This is a genomic window from Sphingobium sp. JAI105 (genome assembly GCF_015752145.1).
GTDB lineage: Bacteria > Pseudomonadota > Alphaproteobacteria > Sphingomonadales > Sphingomonadaceae > Sphingobium > Sphingobium xenophagum.
In genome coordinates this window covers 388,661-413,946 of sequence record NZ_JADOUC010000002.1, presented here as the reverse complement: position 1 = coordinate 413,946, position 25,286 = coordinate 388,661, and the positions used below count along the sequence as shown (strand labels likewise).

Sequence of the window (25,286 nt, the reverse complement as noted above, 5' to 3'; positions counted from 1 at the left end):
GGGACGCGCCCCCCTATTGTCAAACGATAACCCCTGTCCGAACCCTCACGACCCGCTGCCGTCATATATATGATGGAATCGGCCTCCGGTTGATCGCCGGCATCGCGCCTGCGAAGAGAATTCGACCCTTTCCGTTCATTTTCGGTGGCAGCGCATGACAGAGTTTAATTCGGCGATCGACTATGTGATCGAGGACGATATCGGCATCGTCACGATCGATTCCCCGCCGGTCAACGCGCTCTCCGTCGCGGTGGTCGAAGGCATTTATGACATAGTGCCGATCGCGATGGCGGACCCGGCGGTCAAGGCGGTGGTGCTGATCTGCGCTGGGCGCACGTTCATCGCTGGCGCGGACATCAAGAATATCAATAATGCCGACGCACAGGCGCGGATCGATTTCCCCGAATTGCAACGCCGCATCACCGGCGCGACCAAGCCACTGATCGCCGCGATCCACGGCACCGCGCTGGGCGGCGGGCTGGAGCTGGCGATGAACCTGCATTACCGGATCGCGGTGCCGTCGGCCCGCTTTGGCCTGCCCGAAGTGAAGATCGGCCTGTTGCCCGGTGGCGGCGGCACCCAGTTGCTGACCCGGCTGGTCGGCGCGCAGGCGGCGCTCGATATGATGACCACCGGCGACATGATCGGGACGGACGAAGCGCTGAAGATCGGCCTGATCGACGCGCTGGCGCCAGAGGGCGAGCTGCGTGCGGCGGCGCTCGATTTCGCGAAGGGCATCATCGCCGATGGCGCGCCGCTGAAGCGGATCGGCGACAAGGATGACAAGATCGCCATCGATCGCGCCAATCCTGGCCTGTACGACGCTTATCGCAAGGCGAATGCGAAGCGGCTGCGCAATCTGGACGCGCCTGAACGCATTATCCGCTGTGTCGAAGTCGCGGTCAACGCCCCATCCTGCGCGGAAGGGTTGCTGGAGGAGCGCGAAATCTTCCTGCCGCTGCGGGGCAGCGCGCAGAACAAGGCGCTGCTGCACAATTTCTTCGCCGAGCGTGAGGCCGCGAAAGTCGCGGACTTGCCCAAGGACACGCCCGTCCTGCCGGTTGAATCCGTCGGTGTCATCGGCGCGGGCACGATGGGGCGCGGCATCGCGCTCGCCTTCCTCAATGCCGGTCTCTCCGTGACTTTGGTCGAGGCGGATGCGGGCGCGCTCGACAAGGCGGTCGGCATGATGCGGTCTAGCTATGACGGCCAGCTGAAACGCGGCAAGATTACGCAGGACGCCGTCGATGCGGCGATGGGCAAGCTGTCGCCGACCGCCGACATCGGCGCGGTCGCCGAGGTCGATCTGGTGATCGAAGCCATTTACGAAGATATGGCGGTCAAAAAGGAACTCATGGCCAAGCTCGACGCGATCGCCAAACCGGACGCCATCCTTGCGACCAACACCTCCTATCTTGACGTCAACGAGATCGCGGCTGCCACGGCGCGGCCGGACAAGGTGCTGGGGATGCACTTCTTCTCGCCCGCCAACATCATGCGGCTGCTGGAAGTGGTGCGCGGCGACAAGACGTCGAAAGAGGTCATCGCCACGGTGATGAAGCTGGCCGTGCGGCTGAAGAAAGTGCCGGTGCTGGCGGGCGTATGCTTCGGTTTCATCGGCAACCGCATGTTGCGCGTGCGCCGCGATTGCGCGGAAAATCTGGCGCTGGAAGGGGCCGATCCCGCGCGCGTGGACAAGATACTGTATAATTTCGGCTTTCCGATGGGGCCGTTCGCGATGCAGGACATGGCGGGCCTCGACGTCGGCTGGTCGCGCGACACATCGACCGGATCGACCACCAAGGAATTGATGTGCGAGGCGGGCCGCCGGGGTCAGAAGGACCAGGCGGGCTATTATGACTATGATGACAAGCGCAACGCCACGCCGTCGCCGGTCGCGCTCGGGATCATTCGCGGCCTTGCCGAGCGCAAGGGCGTGGCGCGCCGGGAATTCAGCGACGAGGAGATATTGGAAATCCTGCTGTTCCCGATGATCAACGAGGGCGCGAAGATATTAGAGGAGGGCATTGCCCAGCGCAGCTCCGACATCGACGCCACCTGGATCAACGGCTATGGTTTCCCCGCCTATCGCGGCGGTCCGATGTACTGGGCGGACCAGATCGGCCTTGACCGCGTGCTGCGCCGGATGGAGGAACTGGAGGGGCGCTATGGCGCATGGCTGGCGCCCGCTGCGGCGTTGCGGCGATTGGTTGCCGAAGGCCGGACCTTCGGGCAGGCTTATCCCTGAAATCCGCTCCATCCCTGAAACCTGTCAACAAGGCTGGCCGCGTTCATGAGACCGCAGATATTCGATACGCGGATCACGCGCCTGCTGGGGATCAGGCATCCGATCCTGTTCGGCGGGCTCGGCCCCGGCGTGTCCGACGGCCGCTATGTCGCGGCGGCGGTCAATGCCGGCTGCATGGGCTTCGTGGTCGCCGCCGGCTATGACGAACCGGACGCTTTTCTTGACGAATTGCGCCTGTGCCGCGAACTGACCGGCGGCAAGCCGTTCGGCGCGAACCTTTATATCTCCCGCCTGACGGGGTCGATCGAGAAGATATTGGCGCTGATCCCCGCGCTGGTGGAAAATGGCGTGAAGGTCGTGGAGACTGCGGGACAAAGCCCGGAACCGCTGATCCCCGCGCTGCACGCAGCCGGCATCCTCGTCCTGCACAAGTCGCCCGGCGTCCGCTATGCGCGCACGGCGTTGCGGCTGGGGGCGGACGGCGTGATCGTCGTCGGTGCGGAATGTGGCGGGCATCCCGGCACGATCATGATCGGGACGATGGTGCAGGCGGCCCATGCGCCGCTTGAGCTGGACGTGCCGATCGTCATCGCCGGCGGGATCGGCAATGGCGGGCAACTGGCGTCAGTGCTAGCGATGGGCGGCGATGCGGTGCTGATGGGCACGCGCGGGCTGGTCGCCAGCGAATTATGGATTCATGAGGATCACAAGCGCCGGGTGGCGCGCGGCAACGGCAGCGAAGGCGTAGTCATCAAGCAGGCGCTGCGCGACAATCATCGCGTTCTGCGCAACAAGACCGCCGAAGCCGTGCTGGCGCTCGACGCGCAGGGCGTCACCGATTTTGAAGCCTATCGCCCGTTCGTGAACGGGCGCGTGACGCGGCAGGGCTATAAAAGCGGCGACAGCAGCGAGGGGACGTTCGACTGGGGGCAGTCGGCGATCTTCGCCGACCGGATCGAGCCGATGGAGGCGATCGTGGACCGTATTCTCGACGATGCGGTCGCGGCGCGGGCGCGCCTGCTCGGGGTCAGCCGCGACTGACCCCGGCCGGCGTCTTTTAGCAGACGTCCTTGGGATAATCGGGCTCGCGCTTCTCCTTGAGCGCGGCCAGGCCCTCGGCGACTTCGGGGCCGGCGAACTGAAAGAATTCCATAGCCAGCGACGCATCGAAGGCCGGTCCCATCTGGCGCAGCCAGTTGTTCAGCGTATATTTGGTAAAGCGGATCGCCTGCTGCGAACCGTTGGCGAGGCGTGAGGCGATCTCCACCGCCTTGTCGTCCAGCTCGGCATCCTCGACCGCCAGGCTGATCAGCCCTGCATCGGCGGCTTCCGCGCCATAGACGGTGTCGCACAACAGCAGCCAATATTTGGACTTGGCCATGCCGCACAGCAAAGGCCAGATGATCGCGGCATGATCGCCGGCAGCGACGCCCAAGCGCGTGTGGCCGTCGAGGATGCGGCATTCCTTGGTCGCGATCGAGATGTCGGCAAGGATGCCGCAGACCAGGCCCGCGCCGACCGCGACGCCGCGCATCGCGCTGATCACCGGCTTCGAGCAGTTGATGATGTTGTAAACCAGGTCGCGCGCTTCCTTCATGCCCAGCGAACGCTTGCGATAATCGGCCATCAGGTCGTCGATCATGCCGAAGTCGCCACCGGCCGAAAACACCTTGCCCTCGCCGGTGATGATCGCGGCGCGCACGGTCGGATCGGCGTCGATGTCCTGCCAGATGCGTCCCAGTTCGGCGTGCATCGTGTGATCGGCCGAATTCATCTTGCCGTTCGACATGGTGATGCGCAACACATGGGGGTGCGGTCGGTCGAATTTCAGGCGGGTATAGGCGGCATAGCGGTCGGCTGAGACTGGTTCTGACATGGGATACGCTCCTTGGCGGGCCGCACGCGGGCGCACGGCAATCTGCTGCGTCCCGATGGCCACGGCGCTCCCCGCCTGTCAATCGCGGCCGGGGCGGGCGTGGGCAAGCCAGCACATCCTTGATGGCGCGCGCCTTCCTTCACGCCTGTGAAACGCCTAAATCGACGCGCAACGGCGGCGCTGCCGCGCCCCTATCGCCAATTGGCAAAACGAAGGAACTCTTTCATGCGCGCTGCTTATATCGTCTCCCCCGTGCGGACGGGCGTCGGCCGTTTCCTCGGCAGCCTGACCGGCTTCGCTGCCGAGGATCTGGCCGCCACTGTAATCAGGGCGGTGGTCGAGCGCAGCGGCATCGACCCGGAGCGTATTGACGAAGTCGTCTTCGCGCAAAGCTATGCCAATAGCGAAGCGCCGTGTATCGGCCGCTATGCGGGGCTTCAGGCGGGCCTGCCGATCTCCGTGCCCGGCCTTCAGATCGATCGCCGCTGCGGCGGCGGGCTCCAGTCAGTCGCGACTGCGGCGATGATGGTCCAGACCGGCGCGTGCGACGTGGTGCTGGCCGGCGGCGCGGAAAGCATGAGCAATGTCGAATATTACACCACCGCGATGCGTGGCGGAAAGCGCGCGGGCAACGCGATGCTGTATGACCGGCTGGAGCGCGGGCGCGAGCGTTCGCAGCCGGTCGAGCGCTTCGGCGTGATCAGCGGTATGATCGAGACCGCCGAGAATCTGGCCACGCAATATGGCGTCACCCGCGAGGAATCGGATGCCTATGCCGCACGCAGCCATCAGCTGGCGGCCAAGGCATGGGCGGAAGGCAAGTTCACCGAAGAGCTGGTCGAGCTGTCGATCCCGCAGAAAAAGGGCGATCCCAAGATTTTCGCCGCCGACGAGGGCATTCGCGGCGAAGCGACGGCGGAGACGCTCGCGCCGCTCAAGCCGTTGATGAAGGGCGGCACGGTCACCGCCGGCAACAGCAGCCAGCAGAGCGACGCCGGCGCGGCGTGCCTGGTGGTGGGCGAGGACAAGCTGGCCGAGCTGGGCCTGACGCCGATGGGCCGCTTCGTGGGCTGGGCGGCGGCGGGCTGCGAGCCGGGCGTTATGGGCATCGGCCCGGTGCCGGCGGTGGCCAAGCTGTTCGCGCGCACCGGCCTCGGCTTTGCCGACATGGATCTGGTCGAACTGAACGAAGCCTTCGCCTGTCAGGTATTGGCCGTGCTCAAGGGCTGGGATTGGGCCGATTATGACAAGCTCAACGTCAATGGCTCGGGCATTTCGCTCGGCCATCCGATCGCCGCAACCGGCGTGCGCATCATGACCAGCCTGTTACACGAGATGCAGCGGCGGGGCTCGCGCTATGCGCTGGAGACGATGTGTGTCGGCGGCGGGCAGGGCGCGGCGGCGATCTTCGAGCGGGTCTGATGGTCGCCGGGCGCAATGGCATGTTCCGGCGGCGGCTGATCGCCGTCGACGACGCGCGCCGTTGCGAGGCGGAGATCGAGGATGATTTTCATCATATGCGCGTCTGGCTGGAGCATGACGGCGCGCATGTGCTTGCGATCGGCGGCGACCTGCCGCGCCACCCTTGGAACACATGTCCCGGCGCGGTGGCGGTGCTGGAGCGGGAACTGACCGGGATCGCGCTTTCGACGCGCATCTGGGACTTGCCGGATACGCTCCATAGCAAGCTGCACTGCACGCACATGCTCGACGCCGCCTTGTTCGCTATCGCGCAGGCGGAGCGCGGAGGCGAGCGGCGCTATGAGTTGCGCGTGCCCGACGCGGTCGCCGAGCGTAGCAATCCTGAAGCACTGCGCGATGGCCGCCCGATGCTGCGCATCGACCTCGACGGCGACCGGATCGTCGCACCGGCGGTCATGGCCGGGCAGGATATACGTGCGATCATGCCGTGGGCGCGGGGCGCGCTGGACGACGACATGCTCGAAGCCCTGTCGATCATGCGCCGGGTGATCAGCGTGGCGCAGCGGCGCAAGCGGAACGATGGCCCGGTGGTGGCGGATCGCGTCTTTGCCCGCATGGTCGGCGCCTGCCATACGTTCCAGTCCGTCAACGAAGGCAATTTGATCCTGACCAGCGATCATCGCGCGGTCAGCGACCATCCGGAGCTGTTCTCCCTGCCTCTGTAAAGCGGGCGGGCCTATCACAAGCATGAAGAATTGCCGGCCGCGTCAATTGCCGTTCGACGCGCCCTATCCGCCTGTGCCATCCGGTGAGTGAAGACAAGGAAAGATGTGAATATGGCCGATCTGCCGCTGTCCAATATCCGGGTGCTGGACCTGACCCGCGTGCTCGCGGGGCCACTCGCCGCACAGATGCTCGGCGATCTGGGGGCGGAAGTGCTGAAGATCGAGCGGCCCAATGTCGGCGACGATGCCCGCATTTACGGCGGCCCTTATTTCCTCGACGAAAATGGCGCGGAAACGCGCGAGAATGCGTTTTTCCTGTCGGCCAATCGCAACAAGAAATCGATCACGCTCAACCTGTCCAAGCCGGAGGGGCAGGAGATTATCCGCGAGCTGGCGGCGCAGTGCGATGTGTTCATGGAGAATTACAAGGTCGGCGATCTCAAGCGCTATGGCCTCGATTATGAATCGCTGCGCGCGATCAATCCGCGCCTGATCTATTGTTCGATCACCGGCTATGGGCAGGAAGGCCCCTATGCCAAGCGGCCGGGTTATGACGCGATCTTTCAGGGGATGAGCGGGCTGATGAGCGTCACCGGCCTGCCCGATGGCGCGCCCGGTGCGGGGCCGATGAAGGTCGGCCCGTCGATCGCCGACGTGCTGACGTCGCTCAACGTCACCTCGGCGATCATGGGGGCGCTGTATCACCGCGACATCAATGGCGGCACGGGCCAATATCTCGACATGGCGCTGCTCGATTCGACGATCGCCGCGCTCTCGCATTATGCGCAAATCTATCTGGTTTCCGGTGAAGCGCCGATCCGGCGGGGCACGCAGGGCAATGGCGGGATGCCCGCCGCCATGTTCCCGACCAGCGACGGGGCGATCATGGTCACGGCGGGCAATGACGTGCAATATGCGCGGCTGTGTGACGCCATCGGTCGGCCCGACCTGCTCACCGATCCGCGCTTCCACACCAACAGCGCGCGGGTGGCCAATCGCGACGAACTGACTGTGGTATTCAACGCGATCTTTGGCGAGAAGCCCAAGGCTTACTGGCTCGATCTGCTGGACAAGGCGGACATACCGAGCGGGCCGATCAATAATCTGGACGAGGTGTTTGCCGACGCGCAGGTGAAGCATCGCGGCGTCGAGGTGAAGGTCGCGCATCCGCTGGGATCGGACGTGTCGCTGATCCGCAGCCCGATCCGCTATTCGGAAACACCGTTGGATCGCTATCAGTCGCCCCCGCTGCTGGGCCAGCATACCGACGAAGTGCTGGAATCGTTGCTGGGTTATGACGACACCCGGCGGCAGGCGCTGCGTAGCGGCGGCATCATCTGATGCCGCGCGCGTCGCGATAAGACGAAAAGGGGGGAGACGGCGAATGTTTCATGGCATCCGGATCGTCGAACTGGCGCAATATATCTTCGTGCCCGCCGCGACTGCCCTGCTGGCGGATCAGGGCGCGGAAGTGATCAAGGTCGAAGCGCCGGGCGGCGATCCCTATCGCACGCTCAAGGTAGGGGACGGACGGGAAACCGCATCCGCCAATCTCGCGCTGGAGCAGAATAATCGCGGCAAGAAGAGCATCGTCCTCGATCTTAAGCGCCCGGAGGGGCGCGACGCCCTGTTGCGCATACTCGATAGCGCGGACGTGTTCGTCACCAGCCTCCGGCCGGCGGCGTTGGAGCGTCTGGGGCTCGACGCCGCCGCGCTCCGCGCCCGCAATCCGCGCCTGATTTACGCGCGTGCCAACGGCGTAGGCTTTCGTGGGCCGGATGCGGGCAAGGCCGGATTCGACGCCTCATCCTTCTGGGCGCGCGGCGGCTTTGCCGACCTGCTGATGCCCGACGGCGCGCCCGCGCCCGCGCGCACCCGGCCGGCGCTGGGTGACCATGCCAGCGCCATGTCCTTCGCCTTCGGCATCGTCGCCGCCTTGTTCTACCGCGAACGGACCGGCGTGGCGCGGCTGGTCGAAACCTCGCTGCTGGCCAATGCCGCTTGGATATTGTCCGCCGATCTCGCCGTGGCCTGCGCCAAGGGCGGCGCGCCCGGTGCGCCGGCGGCGGGGAAAATGACGCCCTTGCCTCTGCAGCGCGCCTATCGGACCGCCGACGATCGCTGGGTACAGGTGATGATCCTTGCGCCCGATCGGCATTGGCCGAGCTTCTGCCACATGATCGGGTTGGAGGCGGTACTCGACGATCCGCTGTTCATGACGATGGAGGGACGGATCGAGAATGGCGCGGCGCTGGTTGCGCGGATCGCCGAGCGCATCGCCATGCGGCCGTGGAGCGAGTGGCACCCCTTGTTCCTCGCCTGGGACGGCGCGTGGGAATTGGTGCAGGGGATCGCGGAGCTGAGCGCTGACCCGCAACTGCGCTCCAACGACATGCTGTTCGACGTTAAGGCGGATGACGGCACGCCGGTGACGCTCGTGTCCGGGCCGGTCGCCTATGACGGCCATGCCGCGCCGCCGTCACCGCGGCGCGCGCCGCGGCTGGACGAGCATGGCGCGCAACTGCTGGCCGATGCCGGCTATGCCGAAAGTGAGATAGTCCGGATGCGTTCGGCCGGGGTCATGCGATAAATCTGCCTCTTGCCGGGGCTTGCGGTTCGGGAGGAGCGGGGAATGACGCGAAAGATACTGATCGTTGGCGGAAATGGCCTGATCGGCGGCGCGGCGGCGCTGCATCTTGCCGATCTGGGTCATGCGGTGACGATCTGTGGACGCACGCCCCCGCGCACCGGACCACTGGCTGGCCTGCCGCTGCTGCGGGGCAGTTTCCTCGACGACAGTATCGGCATGACGGATTTGCGGCAGTTCGATACGCTGGTCTTCGCGGCGGGGAATGATCTTCGCCAATTGCCCGCGGGCGCGGACGAACGTGCTTATTTCCATGCGGCCAACAGCATCGGCATCCCCGCTTTCTTTCGCCGCGCGCGGGATGCGGGGATCGATCGCGCCGTCTATGTCGGCAGCTATTATTCGATCGTCGTTCCGCAGGAACAAGTGGACGCGGGCGGCTATATGACCTCTCGCCGCGCCGCCGATGAAGGGGTGCGGGCGCTGGCGGCGCCGGGCTTTTCCGTCTGCACGCTGCAATCGCCCTTCACGATCGGGCATATTGAAGGGATCGGCGCGCGCCAGCTGGAGGCCATCACAGCCTATTGCCTGCGCAAGATCGATCCGGAAGGACCGCGTTACGCGCCGCCGGGCGCGTCCAATTTCATGTCGACCCGTTCCTTTGCGCAAGCTATTGCCGGCGCGATCGCGCGCGGAGAGTCCGGGGCCTCCTATCTGATGGGCGACCGGAGCTGGTCCTATGCGCAATATTTCGATGAATTTCTGAAAGCGTTGGGATCGGACGAGCGCGCAGTGCCGCGCGATGCGCCCCATCCGGCCATGCCCGACATCAGCCTGTTCGCGGGCCGGGCGACAAGTATCCGCTATGAACCCGATCCGGCGATGGTCGCGCTACTCGATTATGACCTGGACGACGCCGGGCGGGCCATCCAGGACATGGTGCCTTATTATGCCAGCCTGATCCGCTGAGCAGGCCGGCCTTTGCGCTGCGCCGTCAGCGCCAGCCCATCCGCATCGGTGCGGGCTTGTGCGGAACCAGGGTGGGGCGTGGCATACGCTCGACGCCAGGCATCTCGACGGAGCAACGTTCGGTGACCCGCGAGATGGTTTCGCGCACGATCGCGATGATCTGGTTCATCTGGCCGGCGATCTCCCGGGTTTCGGCGAACAAAGTGATGACCACCTGTTCCTGCGACTGAACGAAGGGCAGCGGCACCGACACCGTCGTGCATTCGCCGGTCTCCATGCAGGCATAGCCGTCGCGGCGGGCTTCATCGACGCGCGCGACGACTTCGCTAGGGCGAGTGACCAGCGTCAGGCTATCGACTTCTGAATTGATGCGCCGCACCAGCCCCTGAATGTCGCGTTCACCTAGGCCCGCGAGCAGCATATAGCCGGTCGAGGAGCGTAGCAGGTCGGTTTGCTCGCCCAAGCTCGGATCGGATGCCGCGTCATCGGCGGCGATGGTGTGGAGCCATTGCACGCGAGTATGATTGCGCCGGAAGATGCCGACCGGAAGGCCTGCTTCCTCTGAAATCTGCCGGGCGATCTCCAGCACCGGGCCTTCGTTGAAGAAGGGGTTGGACTGCCAGCCGCCCATGAAAGCGACGCGCTGCGTGGGCACGAATGTACGCTTGTGGATGTCGTAGGTCAGATAGCCGATCTTCACCAGGCTGCGCAGCAGCGCCGAGGTACTGGACTGCGGATATTGCAGCGCGGCGGCGATTTCTCCGACCATCAGCGCACGGCGATGGCGATCGAACAGCTCGAGAATTTCCAGGACGCGGACCGCCGACTTCACCAGTTCGGGGGGACGCTTGCGCGGGGACGTCTGACAAACTTCGGCCATTGGATCCTGCTCCTGATTTCGCGCCCTGTCGCGCCTTTATCCCGTTTTCGGAACAAGATTTATGTATCTGAACTTTCTCTACGCTGTCAATGGGTCAGGCACGACACGCGCATCTTTTCGGACGACTTATTGTATCGCCTGAGAAATGGGCCTTTTGGCCGAACAGAGTGTGGAATGCCCGCGTCTGACGGTGCGGGTCTTTGCCCTAATAATCGAGCGTCGTTGCCGATTCGGTGCTATCTGTGCCGGATGCTGCCGCGCGAGCGCGCCGATGCGCCCTGATCGTGATATAGATTGCGGCGAGGATGATGATCGCCGAGCCGACCACCGTCGGCCAGCCCGGCACTTCGTTGAAGAGGAAGAAGCCAAAGCCGGTGGTGAAGATGATTCGCGTGTAATCGATCGGTGCCAGCACGGTGGCGTCGCCCAAGGTCATGCCCCGAATATAGAGCGCCTGCGTGATGGTGCTGAAGACGCCGAGTACGACCAGCAGCGCCAGTTCCGTCCAGCCCGGCGTCCGCCACACCATCAACGCGGAAGGGAGGCTGAACAGTGCGCCGAGCACGACCGACCAGGCAAGCAGAGTCATCTGGCTATGGTCGCGCGCCATTGCCTTGACGCCGATCACCGACCAGGCGGTCAGGAACGCCGCGAGCAGGCCATAGAAGGCGTTGACGCTGATGAGATCGCCGCCGCGTCCGGGTTGCAGGATGACGACGACGCCGGCAAAGCCCATGATAGTTGCGATCATGCGCTGCCATTCCACCTGTTCGCGGATGATCATGATCGCCAGCGGCACCATGAAGAGCTGGCGGGTGAAGGACAGCGCGTTGGCCTCCGCCAACGCGAGATGCTGGTAGGACGTGTAGGCCAGGATGATGCCCGCGCTCGTCGCCGCGGTGCGCGAAAGCATGTACCAGGGGCGGGACGTCCGCAATATCTGGACGGGATTCTTCAGGATCAGCGGGGCCAGGATCAGCAGCGAGAAAAGCTGCCGGAAAAATGCCTGGACCGATGGCGGCACATCCTTGCCGAGATATTTGATCAGCGACACCGACAAGGTGAAAGTCAGTGCCGATGCGAGCACGAAAAGCGCGCCTTTCCCGTTGCGGGTCATCATGACGTCCTTATCACTCCGGCTTAGGCCGCCATGTTGTCCTCGGCTGCGAGCACGGCGCGGCGCATCGGTTCGCGCCCCGTCAGGAACAGCAGGACTGCGGCGGAACCCGCGACGAACATGGTGATGGCCAGGCTCCAGGTCGTGAGCGCCGGATCCTTGAACAGTTTGTCGGTCAGAAGGGCGGGAATGAGCGGCCCGATCGCCGTGCCGAGCAAGTTGCCGACCATCAGATAGATGGCCGACACCTGGCCGCGCAGATGCGGCGGGGTGGTCAGGGGGATGGCGGCCGCCAGCGACGGAAAGCCCGAAGAGACGAACATGCCGAAGACCGCGACGATCGCCAGTTCATATGTGTGCGCCATTGCCAGCAGCAGTCCGAAACCGATCTGGCCAAGGGCGACCACAGCGAAGATGCGCATCTGGGCGTCCTGAACGCCCTTTGCGACGAAGCGATCGGAGAGCCAGCCCACCAGCAGCGCGCCGGTGGGAACGCCGATCGCGGCGGAAATGGCGAAGGCGACGCTCAGTTGCGACATCGATACGTCGAACCGGCGGACCAGCGCCGTCGCGCCCCATACGCTGAAGGAATAAGCGCAGGTGAGCAGCAGCCCATATCCCAGGAACAGCCGCAGGAAGAAGGACAGGCGGCTGCGAATGAAGTGCAGCGCGGCGGCGGGATGCATCGCGACGCCTTCCTTCCGCGTGCGCCGGGGCTCGCGGAAGGTGAAGACCAGCGGCGCGCAGATCAGTGCGGGAAGCGCCACAATGACGAAAGTGGCCTGCCAGGGCGCCAACAGGCCGAACGGACTGGAGACGCCCTGCGCCGGCAGCGCGTCCAGCAAGTGACCGCCAAGCCCGTAAGCGAGCGCGGTGCCAAAAGTCGAGCCGATCCCGAATATCGCCATCGCGCGGCCCAGCTTATGTTTGGCGAAGGTGTCGCCCATCAACGAATAAGCCGCCGGGGACAGGGCGGCCTCGCCCGTGCCCACCAGGAAGCGCGCGATGATGAGATGCTGGTAGCTGCCGGCTATGCCGCAGCCAATCGTTGCCAGCCCCCAGACGATCACGCCGAAGAAAATGATCACGCGGCGCGAATAGCGGTCGACCAGATAGCCGATCGGCAGCCCGGCGAAACAATAGAACAGGCCGAATGCGGCCCCCGTCAGCACGCTCATCTGCACGTCTGTGATTTGCAGATCGGCCTTGATTGCCGGGATCAGCATACCGATGACCTGACGGTCGATCATCGAGACGAGGTAGAGCGCCGTCAGCACCGCCAGCAGCCAATAGGCCGCGGCTGGCTTTGTGCCATGATCCCGCTTGTTCACATCCGTCTCCTGTCCGATCAACGCCATTCTATTGAGCAATGCGCCGCAAAAAGCTCCGCAAATCCGCCATGTGTGGCGCGTATCATGTCCATGATTAGTCCCGGCATCGGCATCGTGGGATCGCCCGATGCCGCTTTCGTCGCTACACCGGCACGACGAAGCAGAGGGAGCAGGGCATGAACGAGATTTTGGTCGACACTCCGGTGGAAGGCGTCCGGCGGCTGACATTCAATCGGCCCGATGCGCTGAATTCCCTCACCTTCACCATGTATGAACGGTTGCTGGAACTGCTGGCGGAGATCGAGGTCGATCCCACCGTGCGGGTGGTGGTGCTGACCGGCGCGGGCCGGGGATTCTGCGCGGGGCATGATCTGCGCGCCGGCGGCAAGCCCGAATGGGTCTCGGACGATCTGGGCCGGGCGCAGCGCAATCGCGCGGTGATGTTGCGGCTGGGTCAGATACCGCTGCGGATGCGCGCCTTGCCCCAGCCGATCATCGTGGCGATCAATGGCACGGTGGCGGGAGCGGGCTATTCGATCGCGCTGGCGGGCGACATGTGCCTCGCCGCACAGTCGGCCAAATTCGTGAACGCCTTTCATAATGCGGGAACGGGGCATGAACTGGGCCTCAGCTACATGCTGCCGCGCGCCGTCGGGGCGCAGCGGGCAGCCGAACTGCTGCTGACCGGCCGCGCGGTCAAGGCCGACGAAGCGGCGCAGATCGGCCTGGTGCTACGGACCGTGGCGGACGACCAGCTGGAGGCCGAGGCGCTTGCCCTTGCCGAATCCATCATGGTCAACAGCCCGATCGGCGTCCAGCTTACCAAATCCTCGATGTGGCTCAATGCCGATGCCGGCAGCCTTGCGGCAGCAATCGAGCTGGAAAATCGCGGGATTTTCATCAGCCAGACAACCGAGGATACGGCGGAAAAGCGCAAATCCTTCATCGAGAAGCGGCGCCCGGCCTTTACCGGCCGCTGATTGCCCGCCCCTCCGCCGGTCCCTTCATGCATCATCAGTGCGGTGGCGGCGGCGCTTCGCCGCGCTGGATCGCCTGGAACCGGCGGTCGACCTGTTTCATCGCGGCGGGATGCGTAAGGATGTGGAACCGCCCGGCGCGAATGGCGTCGAGCGTGATCCGCGCGGCTTCGTCGGCATCCATGCCGCTCGCCAGCCCCGCATCGACCTTGTCGCAATAGCTGCGTTCGCGCGCGTCGAGCGTCGTCGGCCCATCCCCTTGATGGCCGTCGCCGATCGCGGTCGAGACGAGGCCGGGGCACAGTACCGATACGCCGACCGCGCTGCCATGACTGGCAAGGTCGAGCGCAAGCGCCTCGCTTAAGCCGACAATGCCGAATTTGGCGGCGCAATAGGGTCCGTTCATCGGCGTCGGGATCAGTCCGGCCATCGAAGCGGTGTTCAGGACATGCCCTTCGGGCTGATCGATCATGGCCGGCAGGAACGCCTGGAGCCCGTTGATCACGCCGCGCAGATTTACGTCGATCATGCGTTGCCATTCCTCGGGACGGAAATTCCAGAACCAGCGATGGACGCCCGCAATCCCGGCATTGTTGCACAGTAGCTGCACCGCCCCGAACTCAGTGCGCACATGCGTCCCCAGCAGAAGCATGGCGTCGGTGTCGGCGACATCGACGCCATAGGCCACGATCCGGCCAATCTCGCCCAACCGGCGGGCGGCATCGTCAAGCCGTTCGCCGGGCAGATCAACCAGCGCGACCGCGCCGCCGCCCAGCAGGATCGCGCGGGCGAGCGCGAAGCCGATGCCGCTAGCCCCGCCGGTGACGACTGCGTTCCGTCCGTCTAACCCTTTCAGCATCAGCCCGCTCCCTTCCTGGTTCTCTCATCCTGTCGCTACCGTCTTATGGAACGGTTCCGCACGCGGCAAATCGCCTGTGTGATGCGGGGAAATAGCCCGCATCCATAAAATGCTGGCGCTTCGTCAAATTATGATATTATACGTATCATAACTAAACGGCGGCCGTGCGCGCCGTATATGAGGAGAGAATGGATGCATGAGGCTCTGGAGCTGCGGGTTCCCTCGCATGTCCCCCGCGAACTTGTGGTCGAAGACTTCGATATCTACAATCTTCCGCTCCCCGACGGGATGGACCCGCAGGCATCCTATGCGATGTTTCGGGATCGCGGTGACATATTCTGGTCGCCTAATCATGGCGGGCACTGGGTGCTTACGCGCGGCGACGACATCAAGCAGGTCCAGAATGACTGGCAAAACTTCATTCGCAGTCCTCAGGTTAGCATTCCGCCGGTGGAAGGCGTTGGTATTGCCTATCCCATCCAGCTTGACCCACCCCAGCACGCCGATTTTCGGCGTCCGCTGACCAAGGCGCTGCTTCCCAAAGTCGTCGATACGATGGCGAACAAGGTCGCGGACGTGTGCGCGGAGCTGATCGACGCATTCAAGGACAAGGGCGAATGTGACTTCGTCGCGCAGTTCAGCCAGATCTTTCCGATCATCATCTTCCTGGATCTCGTAAATCTGCCGCGTTCGGATCGCGAATATCTGCTTCCCTTCGCCGAAACATCTTGTCGTGGCGCGACGATCGAGGACCGTTACGCGGCGTTTGTCGGAATCAGCCAATATCTGACGCCTATCATCGTCGAGCGTCAGGCCAATCCGGGCGACGATCTGTTCAGCGCGATGGTCAATGTGGAAATCGACGGCGCTAAAATCCCGTTCGAGGCCGCGCTGCAATTCTGTTCCACCGTGATCGTCGCGGGATTGGATACGGTCGCGGCGATGCTGGGCTTTGTGACTCGCCACTTCGCGCTTCATCCCGATCAGCGCCGCGAAATGGCGGAGCGTTATCAGGACGACGCCTTCATCGATCGCGTGGTGGAGGAATTGCTGCGCCGTTACGCAATCGCGAATTCCAGCCGTGTTTCGGCTCATGATCAGGAATATCGGGGCGTGAAATTCGCCAAGGGGGATATGATATTGACGGCGAATGTCTATGTCGCTCTGGACGACCGACAGATCGATCGGCCGATGGAGGTCGATTTCAATCGATCTCAGAAGATGCAACATGCTTCCTTCGATGTCGGTCCCCATACATGCCCCGGGGCGACGCTGGCGCGGCGGGAACTGCGCGTATTCCTTCAGGAATGGTTCCGGCGCATCCCCGATTTCGGGATCAAGCCCGGCACCACGCCGCGCATGGCGACCGGCATGGTGTCGAGCGTGTTGGAACTGGAACTGGTTTTCCCGGCGCAGGACTGACGCTGGTCAGTTCTGTGGCCCGCTCCGCCGTTCGATGAACAGGGTCTGGCGCGCCATCGCGTAAAGTCCCTGCTCGTCGTACAGATCGCTCATGGCAAGGGCGGTTCCCTGCCCCATGCTTGTGGCGCGGGCATCGACATAGTGCCAGCCGGGGCGGGGCGGGCGCAGGAAATTTATGTCGAGGTCGAGATTGGCGAAGGACCATATGGTCTTTGGCGCCTGCGCCGCCAGGCCGCTGCCGAAATCCGCGATGATCGCGGCCTGGACCAGCGGGGAGGGGGGCACCCCCTCTATCAGACGTCCGCGCATCCTGGCCCAGGTGGCACCCGGCCCCGGAACTTCCGGGCCGCCATGAACGAGGCGGGTTTCGACCACGTCGCGGATCGCGACTTTGGTCATCGCCGGCAGCGTTTCCCGTCCGTCGATCGCCGGTAGGGCTGGGCGCACGCCATAGGCGGGGCTGTCCTGTCTGCGCACGTACAGTGCCGTTGCTCTGGCATAAGGTCGATCCTGACGCAGTTCGGCGGTGACGATCGCCATTTTGCGCCCGGCGCGCACGACATGGCGGTCGGTCGTGACCGGCCGCATCAATCCGGGGCCGAGGATAGTGCAGGACAAGCGCGCGATCTGCTGATCCTCGCGCCCCTGGTCTTCCAGCAGATGGGCGAGCAGGCCGCAAAAGGCCGCGCCATTCTGATGATCGGGATGCCAAGGGCCGATGGCGGACGGCAAAGGAATATAGCGCTCGCCCGCGCGCGCGTAGAAGGCATGATCGGTCATGCGCTTTCCTGCGCCGCGCGCGTGACGATTGTCCAGAAGAGCGCGGGAGCGTGCGCGGCAGGCCGACAATCAACGCATCCATGATGACTGCCGACAGGCGGCGATCCGCTATGTGATGAGCGGGAGCGCCGGCTTGCGCGCCGCAGCCGGTCGAATAGGAGGACTGGGTGCGACGGAGGCAAGTGCCATGAAGATATTGGTGCCCGTGAAGCGGGTGATAGATTATAATGTGAAGCCGCGAGTGAAGGCGGATGGTTCGGGCGTCGATCTTGCGAACGTCAAGATGAGCATGAACCCGTTTGACGAGATTGCAGTCGAAGAAGCCATTCGCCTCAAGGAAAAAGGCGCGGCCACGGAGATCGTTGTGGTGTCGGTGGGTCCGGCCAAGGCGCAGGAGACGCTACGCACGGCGTTGGCGATGGGCGCGGATCGCGCGATCCTGGTACAGACCGATGAGACTGTAGAGCCGCTGGGCGTCGCCAAGCTACTGGTGAAGATCCAGGAGGAGGAAAGTGCCGGCCTTATCATCCTTGGCAAGCAGGCGATCGACGATGACAGCAACCAGACCGGCCAGATGCTCGCCGCCTTGCTGAACCTGCCGCAAGGAACTTTCGCGTCCAAAATTGAACTCGCGGGAAACACGGCCAATGTGACCCGCGAAGTCGATGGCGGGCTGGAGACAGTGCAGCTCTCCATGCCCGCCATCGTCACCACCGACCTGCGGTTGAACGAGCCGCGCTATGCGTCGTTGCCCAATATCATGAAGGCCAAGTCCAAGCCGCTGGCGACCAAAACGCCGGATGATTATGGTGTCGATATCGCGCCCCGTCTGGAGACGCTCAAAGTTGTCGAGCCTGCGCAGCGCAGCGCCGGCATCAAGGTCGCCGATGTCGATGAACTGGTCGCGAAACTGAAAGCTTTGGGAGTGGCGGCATGAAGACGCTCGTCTGGGTCGAACATGAAGGCGGCGCGGTCAAGGACGCGACGCTGTCGGCCGTCACCGCCGCCGCCAAGCTGGGCGACGTGCATCTGCTGGTCGCGGGCAAGGATGTCGGTGGCGTCGCTGCCGAAGCCGCGAAGATCGCCGGCGTGGGCAAGGTCCATGTCGCCGACGACGCTGCCCTCGAACATGCGCTGGCGGAGAATGTCGCGCCGCTGATCGTGGCGCTGATGGGCCATCATGACGCCTTCGTCGCGCCCGCCACCAGCCACGGAAAGAATATCGCCCCGCGTGTCGCGGCCTTGCTCGACGTGATGCAGCTGAGCGACATCCTCTCGGTCGAGAGCGAAGACATGTTCACGCGCCCGACCTATGCCGGCAATGCGATCGCGACCGTGCGCAGCAGGGACGCGAAGAAGGTCATCACCGTGCGCGGCACCGCGTTCGAGAAGGCCGCCCGCGAAGGCGGTAGCGGCACGGTCGAAGCCGTGTCGGGCGCGGGCGACAAGGGCATTTCGTCCTTCGTCGGCGCCGAGATCGCCAAGCAGGAGCGCCCCGAACTGACCAGCGCGAAAGTGATCGTGTCGGGCGGCCGCGCGCTGAAGGACGGGCCGACCTTCGAGGAAGTCATCTACCCGCTCGCCGACAAGCTGGGCGCGGCGGTGGGCGCAAGCCGCGCGGCGGTGGATGCGGGCTATGTCCCCAACGACTATCAGGTCGGCCAGACCGGCAAGATCGTCGCGCCGCAAGTCTATGTCGCGATCGGCATCTCCGGGGCGATCCAGCACCTTGCCGGCATGAAGGACTCAAAGACCATCATCGCCATCAACAAGGACGAGGACGCCCCGATCTTCCAGGTCGCCGACATCGGCCTGGTCGGCGACTTGTTCAAGATCGTGCCCGAACTCACCGACAAGCTCTGAGCGATCGCGCTATTGCCGGCTCGATGCAGGACAGATATGGAATTAATCGATGACTGAACTGCTGGCCAATCTCGCGCCCTGGCCGAATATGGACTTTGCCGAATTTGGTGAAGTTGAACGCCGGCCGATCAGTCGCATCCAGAAGTTCGTAGCTTCGTTTCTCGGGCGCAACTGGGTCGCCATCCCGCATGTCACCCATAATGACGATGCCGACGTCACGGCGCTGGAAAGCCGACGCAAGGCGCTCGCCGCACAGGGCGGCGCAAGCTGACCCCGGTGCCGCTGCTGGTCAAGGCGCTTGCCGATGCGCTGGACGCCATGCCGCAGTTCAACGCCTCGCTCGATCCGGCGAGCAGCGAACTGGTCATGAAAAAATATGTCCATGTTGGTGTTGCCGTCGATACACCGGGCGGCCTGCTGGTGCCGGTCATCCGCGATTGCGACCGCAAGTCGGCGGGCGAGATTGCCGATGAGATTGCCGCCCTGTCTGAAAAGGCGCGAACCAAGGGCCTCTCGATGGCCGAAATGTCCGGGGGATGCATCACGCTCACGTCGCTCGGTCATATTGGCGGCACCAGCTTCACGCCGATCGTCAACGCGCCCGAGGTCGCCATATTGGGCGTCACCCGGGCGCGTCCGGTAGCCGTGCCGGACACCGATGGCGGCGTGATGTGGCGGCAGATGCTTCCGCTTTCACTCAGCTACGACCATCGCGTCATCAATGGCGCGGATGCTGCGCGCTTCTGCCGGTTCATCGCGGATCGGTTAGCGAGCGAAGAGCTGTTCGCCTGATCGACGCTTATATCGCAGGCAGCGGCGGTTTGCGATCGGCGAGATAGATAGTCCCTCCCTGCTGGGTCACTTCTACGTCGAGCAGCGTGGCGGCAGCGCGTGCGAACGCCGCGGCATCCTCGACCGCGAAGTTTCCACTGACCGCCTGTGCTGCCAGATCATGGCCGATCACTTCGATGCGCGGCCCGCCATAGGGTAGGAACGCCGCCGCTGCCTGCTGGAGCGGAGTGTGGTCGAAGATGATCTGCCCCTCCTGCCATGCCGTGACAATGTCGGCAGGCGGGCGGTCGCGTATCCCCTGCGGCGCATTGGTCGTGAAGCGCACGCGGTCGCCGGGCGCGAGGTAGAGCGGGCCGCTTTCCTTCGACCGCACGAGCAGCTTTCCTTCGATCAGGAAGATATTTACCCGCGCCGCCTCATGCGCGACGTCGAACGCCGTTCCCAGCGCGACGGCCTCGCGCGCTCCGGCTGAAACGACGAAGGGGCGCTGCCGATCATGCGCGACCGCGATGTTGACGCGGCCTGACAGGAGTTCGACCTTGCGCAGATCGGCGCGCATCTGCACGCGGACATGCGACCGGCTGTCCAGGATCAGCCGGGAGCCGTCATACAATGTGATGCGCCGTTGCTCCCCGGTCGTCGACACATAATCGATATGGTCTTCGTGATAGAACCAGGCGAGGCCACCGCCCGCCGCGACGATGCTGGCGAGCGATGCGGCGATGGCAAGCAGGCGCCGCCGATCAGGCGCGTGCGCAGGTTCGGGCGCGGACATGTCGCCCACGCCGCCGGCCAATTCCCATGTCTGGCTCAAATGGCTGAAGGCGCGCCGATGGTCCGGATCGGCGGCGAGCCAGCGTCTGAAACCCGCCTCATCCTCTGCCGTGCGGTCGTCATTGCGCAGTCGCGCGATCCAGGCGGCGGCATCGGCAAGTGCTGTAAGACGATCGCGCAACTTACCAGCCCTCCGACCATTGCGCCAGGAACAGGCTGGCGCGCGCGATATGCTTTTCCACGGCGCTGATGCTGATGTGGAAATCCTGCGCGATCTCGCGATATTTGCGATGCTCCAGCCGGTGGGCCACGAAAATCGCGCGCGTGCGGTCGGGCAACCGGTCGATGCCGGCGCGCAGCCGTTCCAGCCGCTGCCGCGCGATCAATTGCTCGTCGGCCAGCGGCGTCGCATCGGCTTCCTCGATGAAACCGCGCAGGCCTGGTGCTGCCTCATAGAAACGATTGCGGCGGAATTCATCGATCGCGCTGTTGCGGGCGGCGTGGATGACGAAGCCCACCGGATCATGGACCGGCTTGTCGCGCTGATACAGCTGCAGGCGGATGAAGGCATTGTGCAGATGATCCTCACCCCGGCCATCGCCCGCGAAGCGATGCAGGCGCGCGACCAACCGCCGCCATATCGCCTGATCTTCGATCGATGCGCCGGAACCCGCATCCGCGCGGCGCTTCCGACCCACCATCATCAATTGGTCGGCATGTCGGGCGCGCCCCGAACGCCTTCCCGCATCGGTCTGGCCGCGAACAGCAGGCAAAGGGCGGCGGCGATCGAAAAGATGATGAAGGTCGCCATGATCGATTTGTTGATCGCCTTGTCGTCGGCGAACACGAAATCGGTGAAGATCGCCACCATCGATGGACCAAGACCGATCCCCAGCAGGTTGAAGACCAGCAGATAAATGGACGAAATCCGGCCGCGCACCGGCGGCGGCGTGAAGATCTGGAGGCTGGCGGCCGAGACGCCGGTGAAGGGGATCAAAATCTGTTGCAGGCCGATACACAGGATGGCGACGCGGACGTCCGCCGTCGACATGGCGATGCAGATCAGCACCGCCTCGACCAGCATATTGGCGGCAAAGAACAACAGATGCGCGTCGCGACGGCCGCGCGCATACCATGTGTCGACCAGCCACCCCATCAGCACACTGCCGAACAGGCTGGTGACAAGCGTGATCGACCCCGCCGTATAGGCTGCTTCCGACAGGCTATAGTCGAAGCGGCGAATGAAGAAGGTCGGCATCCAGGCGAGCAGCGCATAGCCGCAGAGCGAAACGAAGCCAAAGCCGACGAAATGCCCGGCATAGAAGCGGGCATTGGCCCGCAGAATGTGTAGCGCCGAACCTTGTCCATGCACCACCGCCGGCTGATCGGGAACAGCCCGCAGCGCGCGCGGATCGCGGATGGTGAACACCAGGGGCGCGATCAGCAGGCCGGGTATGCCGGTCAGCAGCAGCGCCACCTGCCATTGCGCATAATGGCCGATCAACGGCAACTCCATGCCCTCGCGCGGCAGGGTCGCGATCAGAAAGCCGCCGATCAGCGTCGCCAGCGCGCTGCCCAATTTGGTGCCCGCACCCATCACCGACATGGGCAGCGTCAGCTTCGATTTGGGGAACAGGTCCGACAGGATCGAATAAGCGGCGGGCGCGAGCGCGGCTTCCCCCGCGCCCACCCCGACGCGGCTCAGCGCCAATTGCCAGTAACGCTGGGCAAGGCCGCTGACCGACGCGGCGGTCGCCCAGATCAGCAGCCCGAAGAATATGACGTGCCGCCGCGAGAAGCGATCGACCAGCCAGCCGACGGGCAGGCCGAACAGGGCGTAAAAGACCGCGAAACTGAACCCCTGGATCAGGCTGACCTGAAAGTCGGAGATCAGGAAATGGTCGCGGATCGGCTGCACCAGCAGGCTGATGATCTGCCGGTCGAGAAAGGATACGATGTAGAGCAGCAGGAAGACCAATACGGCCCACCAGCCCACCGCCGACGAGGGTGGCGGCGCAGGCTCGCCGCCGCTTTCCGCCACCCGTTCGCTCATCGCGCCGCGCGCCCGAAATTATAGCGTAGCTCCATGCCGTAGGTGCGCGGCTGGCCGATCTGCACCGTCTGCGTGCCGGACGAGCTGTAAATCACCACGCCGGAAGTGACATAGCGCCGGTTGGTCAGGTTCTTCGCAAACAGCGACAGGTCGAAGGGCGATCCGCCGATATGGTTCCAGTTCGCCCCGGCTTCGAGCGTGCCATAGCCGGGCTCGGCAAAGCCGTTAATGTCGGCCAGCTGGATTTTAGACTGATGATAATAAGACAGGCGCACCCCCGCCTCCCCCATGTCCGGCGAAATCGGCAGCGAGACGCGAGCGCTCGCATTCACCGTGCGCGCCGGCGCTTGCGAGAAGCGATTGGCCGACAGGTCGCCCAGGCTCAGGCCATTGAAGCTGCGATAGCGGGGATGGACATAAGCGAAGGCACCGCGCAGCTCCAGCCAGTCGGTGGGATGCGCGGTCGCCTCGACCTCTCCGCCCCAGATGCGCGCCCTGGCGGCGTTGAGGATGACGGTCTGCACCGGCGTGCCGAAATTCACGTTGCGCTGAATGTCGTTATACCATTGATTGTACAGCGCCGCGTTGATGCGCAACTTACGGTCCAGCAGGTCGGCCTTGAACCCCAGTTCAACGTCATAGACCGTCTCGGGCCGGAAAGGCACTTGCTCGCCCGGCAGATTGGCGCGTAAATTCCATCCACCCGAACGATAACCACGGCGATGCGACAGATAGAAGAGCAGATCGCGGCTGGGCTTGTAGTCGAGGCTGACCAGCCAGCTTGGCGAGGAGAAGTGGGTGGAATAATCCTTGACGCACGGCACGGGCGTCGTGCCGTCGCTGTTGCGCAGGCGGCAATTGCCGTTCAGCAGATTGCGCGATTGATTGTCACGCTCGTCGCGGGTGTAGCGCAGGCCGGCGGTCAGCTTGAGCGTATCGGTCAGCCGATAGCCGAGCTGGCTATAGGCGGAATAGCTGATGTTGCGGCCAAGCCCGTCATTGACGCGCGTGCCTCCCAGCACCGAATATTGGATATCCCGGCCCTTCTCGCGGAAATAGAAAAGGCCGACGATATAATCGATCCGATCGTCGAACAATTTTCCATAGAGCTGGAGTTCGTTGCTGAACTGCGTGGTTTGCAGCGTATTGCGGGTGTGGAAGAAGACTTGCGTCGTGCCGTCATAATCGAGCGCGATATCGGAATCGACCTTGCGATAACCGATAATATTCTTGAGCGTATGCTCGCCGAGTTCCAGCGCGCTGGTGTTGGACAGCGTATAGACCTTGACCTTGGCATAGGGTTGCAGGTCGTTATTGACGAAATCAAGGCCGTTCGCCTGCTGGAGCGCCAGCGCCGCGCGCAGGGCCGGCGTGTCGGCGGAGCTTCCCGGTCGGATATATTGCAGGCGGAACGACGATCCGGGACTATTTTCGTGATAATAGCTGCCGACGGTGTTGGAGGTGAAGCGGTCGCTCGGCTCCCACAGCAGCGACAGCCGCGCATTTTCGGTGCGCTCGCCATCGGTGCGCAGGCCATTGAAGGCGTTGCGATAAAAGCCGTCGCGGCGCGTGATCTTGCCCGCCGCGCGGACCGCGAGCGTCTCGCCCAGCGGCACGTTGAGCATCCCTGTGAAGGAACGCAGATCATAATTGCCCAGCGTGACGCTGGCAAAGCCCTCGGTCTCGAAAATCGGTCGTGCAGGATTGATCAGGATCGCGCCGCCGGTCGTGCTGCGGCCGAACAAGGTGCCCTGCGGCCCTTTGAGCACTTCGACCGAACCCAGGTCGTACAGCGCCTGATTGGTGCCGTGCGGACGCATTTGCGCGACTTCCGCGAAATAGACGACGACCGAAGGATCCTGCGTAATCAGCGATTCCTGAAGCCGTTGCGCGCGGATCGTATAGCCCGGCACGCTGTTGCCGAAGGAAGAAGGCGTCACTTGCAGCGCGGGCGCGACGAAGCGCAATTGGGTGACGTCCTGAATCGCGCTTTGGCGCAGCTCCACGCCATTGATCGCGGTGACGGCGAGGGGGACGTCCTGCAACCGCTCTTCACGGCGTGTGGCGGTAACGACGATGTCGTCAATCGACTCGGCCGCCTGCGGCGGAAGCGGGACGGCGGGCCGTGCATCGCTGACCGCTTGGGGCAGCGCGGCATATTTGATCGGCCGTGCATTGGGGCGGGCTTGCGCGGTTTCCGTCCTGCGGCGGATGACGAGCGTTCCCGAAGCGTCGGCGAAGACGTCCAGCTTCGCCTTGCCGATCATCGCGCGCGCGGCATCCCGCGCCGAGCGCGCATCGCGGACCGGGCGCGATTGCAGGCCCGCCACCGCGTCGGGCGCGAACAGGATATTCACGCCGGTCCCGTCGGCCAGCGAGCGCAACGCCTGCGCCAGCGGCTGGGACGGCATGTCGATGCGCCCCTCCCGCGCCGCGACCGGGCTGGCCGTCACAAGCGCCAGAGCGGATGCCGCCAGACCGACGGATCGGGGCATATGCGTGATCGGATGCAGGAAATCGCCTTTCATTTCTTCTCTCCCTCAGCGCGCCTGATGGTGGCGCTTGGGAAGAGGACGCCCGAACCATGCTTTTCCTCATCGCAGGCGAACAG

21 protein-coding genes and 1 pseudogene are annotated in these 25,286 nt (G+C 64.1%); 12 read left to right on the top strand and 10 right to left on the bottom strand.

Annotated elements, in window-relative coordinates:
* The first annotated feature begins 154 nt into the window (after nucleotides 1-154).
* Nucleotides 155-2,248 (top strand): 3-hydroxyacyl-CoA dehydrogenase NAD-binding domain-containing protein, encoded by a 2,094-nt coding sequence (locus IWY39_RS19425; protein ID WP_107123811.1) that lies wholly within the window; start codon nucleotides 155-157, stop codon nucleotides 2,246-2,248.
* A gap of 45 nt (nucleotides 2,249-2,293) precedes the next feature.
* The gene (locus IWY39_RS19420; protein ID WP_107123812.1) at nucleotides 2,294-3,289 is read left to right on the top strand and encodes an NAD(P)H-dependent flavin oxidoreductase; all 996 of its coding nucleotides are present in this window, start codon (nucleotides 2,294-2,296) and stop codon (nucleotides 3,287-3,289) included.
* Nucleotides 3,290-3,305: 16 nt separating this feature from the next.
* On the opposite strand, the gene IWY39_RS19415 is transcribed toward IWY39_RS19420, so the two are convergent.
* Nucleotides 3,306-4,124 carry an enoyl-CoA hydratase/isomerase family protein gene (locus tag IWY39_RS19415; protein ID WP_107124040.1) on the bottom strand — a complete coding sequence of 273 codons (819 nt, stop codon included), beginning with the start codon at nucleotides 4,122-4,124 and terminating at the stop codon, nucleotides 3,306-3,308.
* A 225-nt stretch (nucleotides 4,125-4,349) separates the two neighbouring features.
* On the opposite strand from IWY39_RS19415, the gene IWY39_RS19410 reads away from it, so the two are divergent.
* The 5 genes from IWY39_RS19410 (at nucleotide 4,350) to IWY39_RS19390 (ending at nucleotide 9,827) form a co-directional block, all read left to right on the top strand.
* Entirely contained in the window at nucleotides 4,350-5,546 is a 1,197-nt protein-coding gene (locus IWY39_RS19410; RefSeq protein WP_107123813.1) for an acetyl-CoA C-acetyltransferase, read from the top strand.
* Nucleotides 5,546-6,271 carry a hypothetical protein gene (locus IWY39_RS19405; protein ID WP_107123814.1) on the top strand — a complete coding sequence of 242 codons (726 nt, stop codon included), beginning with the start codon at nucleotides 5,546-5,548 and terminating at the stop codon, nucleotides 6,269-6,271. The genes IWY39_RS19410 and IWY39_RS19405 overlap by 1 nt, the downstream gene beginning before the upstream one ends.
* A gap of 111 nt (nucleotides 6,272-6,382) precedes the next feature.
* Nucleotides 6,383-7,612 (top strand): CaiB/BaiF CoA transferase family protein, encoded by a 1,230-nt coding sequence (locus tag IWY39_RS19400; RefSeq protein ID WP_107123815.1) that lies wholly within the window; start codon nucleotides 6,383-6,385, stop codon nucleotides 7,610-7,612.
* A gap of 43 nt (nucleotides 7,613-7,655) precedes the next feature.
* Nucleotides 7,656-8,861, top strand: coding sequence for a CaiB/BaiF CoA transferase family protein (locus tag IWY39_RS19395; protein WP_181316602.1), 1,206 nt, complete (start codon nucleotides 7,656-7,658; stop codon nucleotides 8,859-8,861).
* A 42-nt stretch (nucleotides 8,862-8,903) separates the two neighbouring features.
* Nucleotides 8,904-9,827 (top strand): NAD-dependent epimerase/dehydratase family protein, encoded by a 924-nt coding sequence (locus IWY39_RS19390; RefSeq protein ID WP_107123817.1) that lies wholly within the window; start codon nucleotides 8,904-8,906, stop codon nucleotides 9,825-9,827.
* Nucleotides 9,828-9,852: 25 nt separating this feature from the next.
* Here the strand turns inward: IWY39_RS19390 and IWY39_RS19385 are convergent, their stop codons facing one another.
* From IWY39_RS19385 to IWY39_RS19375, 3 genes are all read right to left on the bottom strand, one after another.
* Nucleotides 9,853-10,707: an IclR family transcriptional regulator gene (locus tag IWY39_RS19385; RefSeq protein WP_107123818.1), complete on the bottom strand. Its 855-nt coding sequence runs from the start codon at nucleotides 10,705-10,707 to the stop codon at nucleotides 9,853-9,855.
* 205 nt (nucleotides 10,708-10,912) lie between these two features.
* Nucleotides 10,913-11,827 carry a DMT family transporter gene (locus IWY39_RS19380; protein WP_107123819.1) on the bottom strand — a complete coding sequence of 305 codons (915 nt, stop codon included), beginning with the start codon at nucleotides 11,825-11,827 and terminating at the stop codon, nucleotides 10,913-10,915.
* Nucleotides 11,828-11,847: 20 nt separating this feature from the next.
* Nucleotides 11,848-13,182, bottom strand: coding sequence for an MFS transporter (locus IWY39_RS19375; RefSeq protein ID WP_196871683.1), 1,335 nt, complete (start codon nucleotides 13,180-13,182; stop codon nucleotides 11,848-11,850).
* A 149-nt stretch (nucleotides 13,183-13,331) separates the two neighbouring features.
* Here IWY39_RS19375 and IWY39_RS19370 point away from each other — a divergent pair, with 149 nt between their 5' ends.
* The gene (locus IWY39_RS19370) at nucleotides 13,332-14,135 is read left to right on the top strand and encodes an enoyl-CoA hydratase/isomerase family protein (RefSeq protein WP_107124041.1); all 804 of its coding nucleotides are present in this window, start codon (nucleotides 13,332-13,334) and stop codon (nucleotides 14,133-14,135) included.
* A 34-nt stretch (nucleotides 14,136-14,169) separates the two neighbouring features.
* Here IWY39_RS19370 and IWY39_RS19365 read toward each other — a convergent pair whose 3' ends face one another.
* Nucleotides 14,170-14,991, bottom strand: coding sequence for an SDR family NAD(P)-dependent oxidoreductase (locus IWY39_RS19365; RefSeq protein ID WP_107123821.1), 822 nt, complete (start codon nucleotides 14,989-14,991; stop codon nucleotides 14,170-14,172).
* Between the two features lie 192 nt (nucleotides 14,992-15,183).
* On the opposite strand from IWY39_RS19365, the gene IWY39_RS19360 reads away from it, so the two are divergent.
* A complete protein-coding gene (locus tag IWY39_RS19360; RefSeq protein WP_181316607.1) occupies nucleotides 15,184-16,413 on the top strand; it encodes a cytochrome P450 in 1,230 nt (409 codons plus the stop codon).
* Nucleotides 16,414-16,419: 6 nt separating this feature from the next.
* Here the strand turns inward: IWY39_RS19360 and IWY39_RS19355 are convergent, their stop codons facing one another.
* On the bottom strand, nucleotides 16,420-17,193 hold the full coding sequence (locus IWY39_RS19355; RefSeq protein WP_107123823.1) for a thioesterase family protein: 774 nt from the start codon (nucleotides 17,191-17,193) through the stop codon (nucleotides 16,420-16,422).
* 187 nt (nucleotides 17,194-17,380) lie between these two features.
* Here IWY39_RS19355 and IWY39_RS19350 point away from each other — a divergent pair, with 187 nt between their 5' ends.
* From IWY39_RS19350 to IWY39_RS19340, 3 genes and pseudogenes are all read left to right on the top strand, one after another.
* The gene (locus IWY39_RS19350; protein ID WP_107124042.1) at nucleotides 17,381-18,130 is read left to right on the top strand and encodes an electron transfer flavoprotein subunit beta/FixA family protein; all 750 of its coding nucleotides are present in this window, start codon (nucleotides 17,381-17,383) and stop codon (nucleotides 18,128-18,130) included.
* Nucleotides 18,127-19,056, top strand: coding sequence for an electron transfer flavoprotein subunit alpha/FixB family protein (locus IWY39_RS19345; protein WP_107123824.1), 930 nt, complete (start codon nucleotides 18,127-18,129; stop codon nucleotides 19,054-19,056). Before IWY39_RS19350 ends, IWY39_RS19345 begins: the two co-directional genes overlap by 4 nt.
* A gap of 49 nt (nucleotides 19,057-19,105) precedes the next feature.
* Nucleotides 19,106-19,848, top strand: a pseudogene (locus IWY39_RS19340) (2-oxo acid dehydrogenase subunit E2).
* 7 nt (nucleotides 19,849-19,855) lie between these two features.
* On the opposite strand, the gene IWY39_RS19335 reads toward IWY39_RS19340, so the two are convergent.
* The 4 genes from IWY39_RS19335 to IWY39_RS19320 are packed head-to-tail and all read right to left on the bottom strand — an operon-like array spanning nucleotide 19,856 to nucleotide 25,203.
* Nucleotides 19,856-20,803: a FecR family protein gene (locus IWY39_RS19335; protein ID WP_107123825.1), complete on the bottom strand. Its 948-nt coding sequence runs from the start codon at nucleotides 20,801-20,803 to the stop codon at nucleotides 19,856-19,858.
* A 1-nt stretch (nucleotide 20,804) separates the two neighbouring features.
* The gene (locus IWY39_RS19330; RefSeq protein WP_229380581.1) at nucleotides 20,805-21,326 is read right to left on the bottom strand and encodes an RNA polymerase sigma factor; all 522 of its coding nucleotides are present in this window, start codon (nucleotides 21,324-21,326) and stop codon (nucleotides 20,805-20,807) included.
* Entirely contained in the window at nucleotides 21,326-22,675 is a 1,350-nt protein-coding gene (locus IWY39_RS19325) for an MFS transporter (RefSeq protein WP_107123826.1), read from the bottom strand. Before IWY39_RS19325 ends, IWY39_RS19330 begins: the two co-directional genes overlap by 1 nt.
* The gene (locus tag IWY39_RS19320; protein ID WP_107123827.1) at nucleotides 22,672-25,203 is read right to left on the bottom strand and encodes a TonB-dependent receptor; all 2,532 of its coding nucleotides are present in this window, start codon (nucleotides 25,201-25,203) and stop codon (nucleotides 22,672-22,674) included. The genes IWY39_RS19325 and IWY39_RS19320 overlap by 4 nt, the downstream gene beginning before the upstream one ends.
* Between the last annotated feature and the right edge of the window lie 83 nt (nucleotides 25,204-25,286).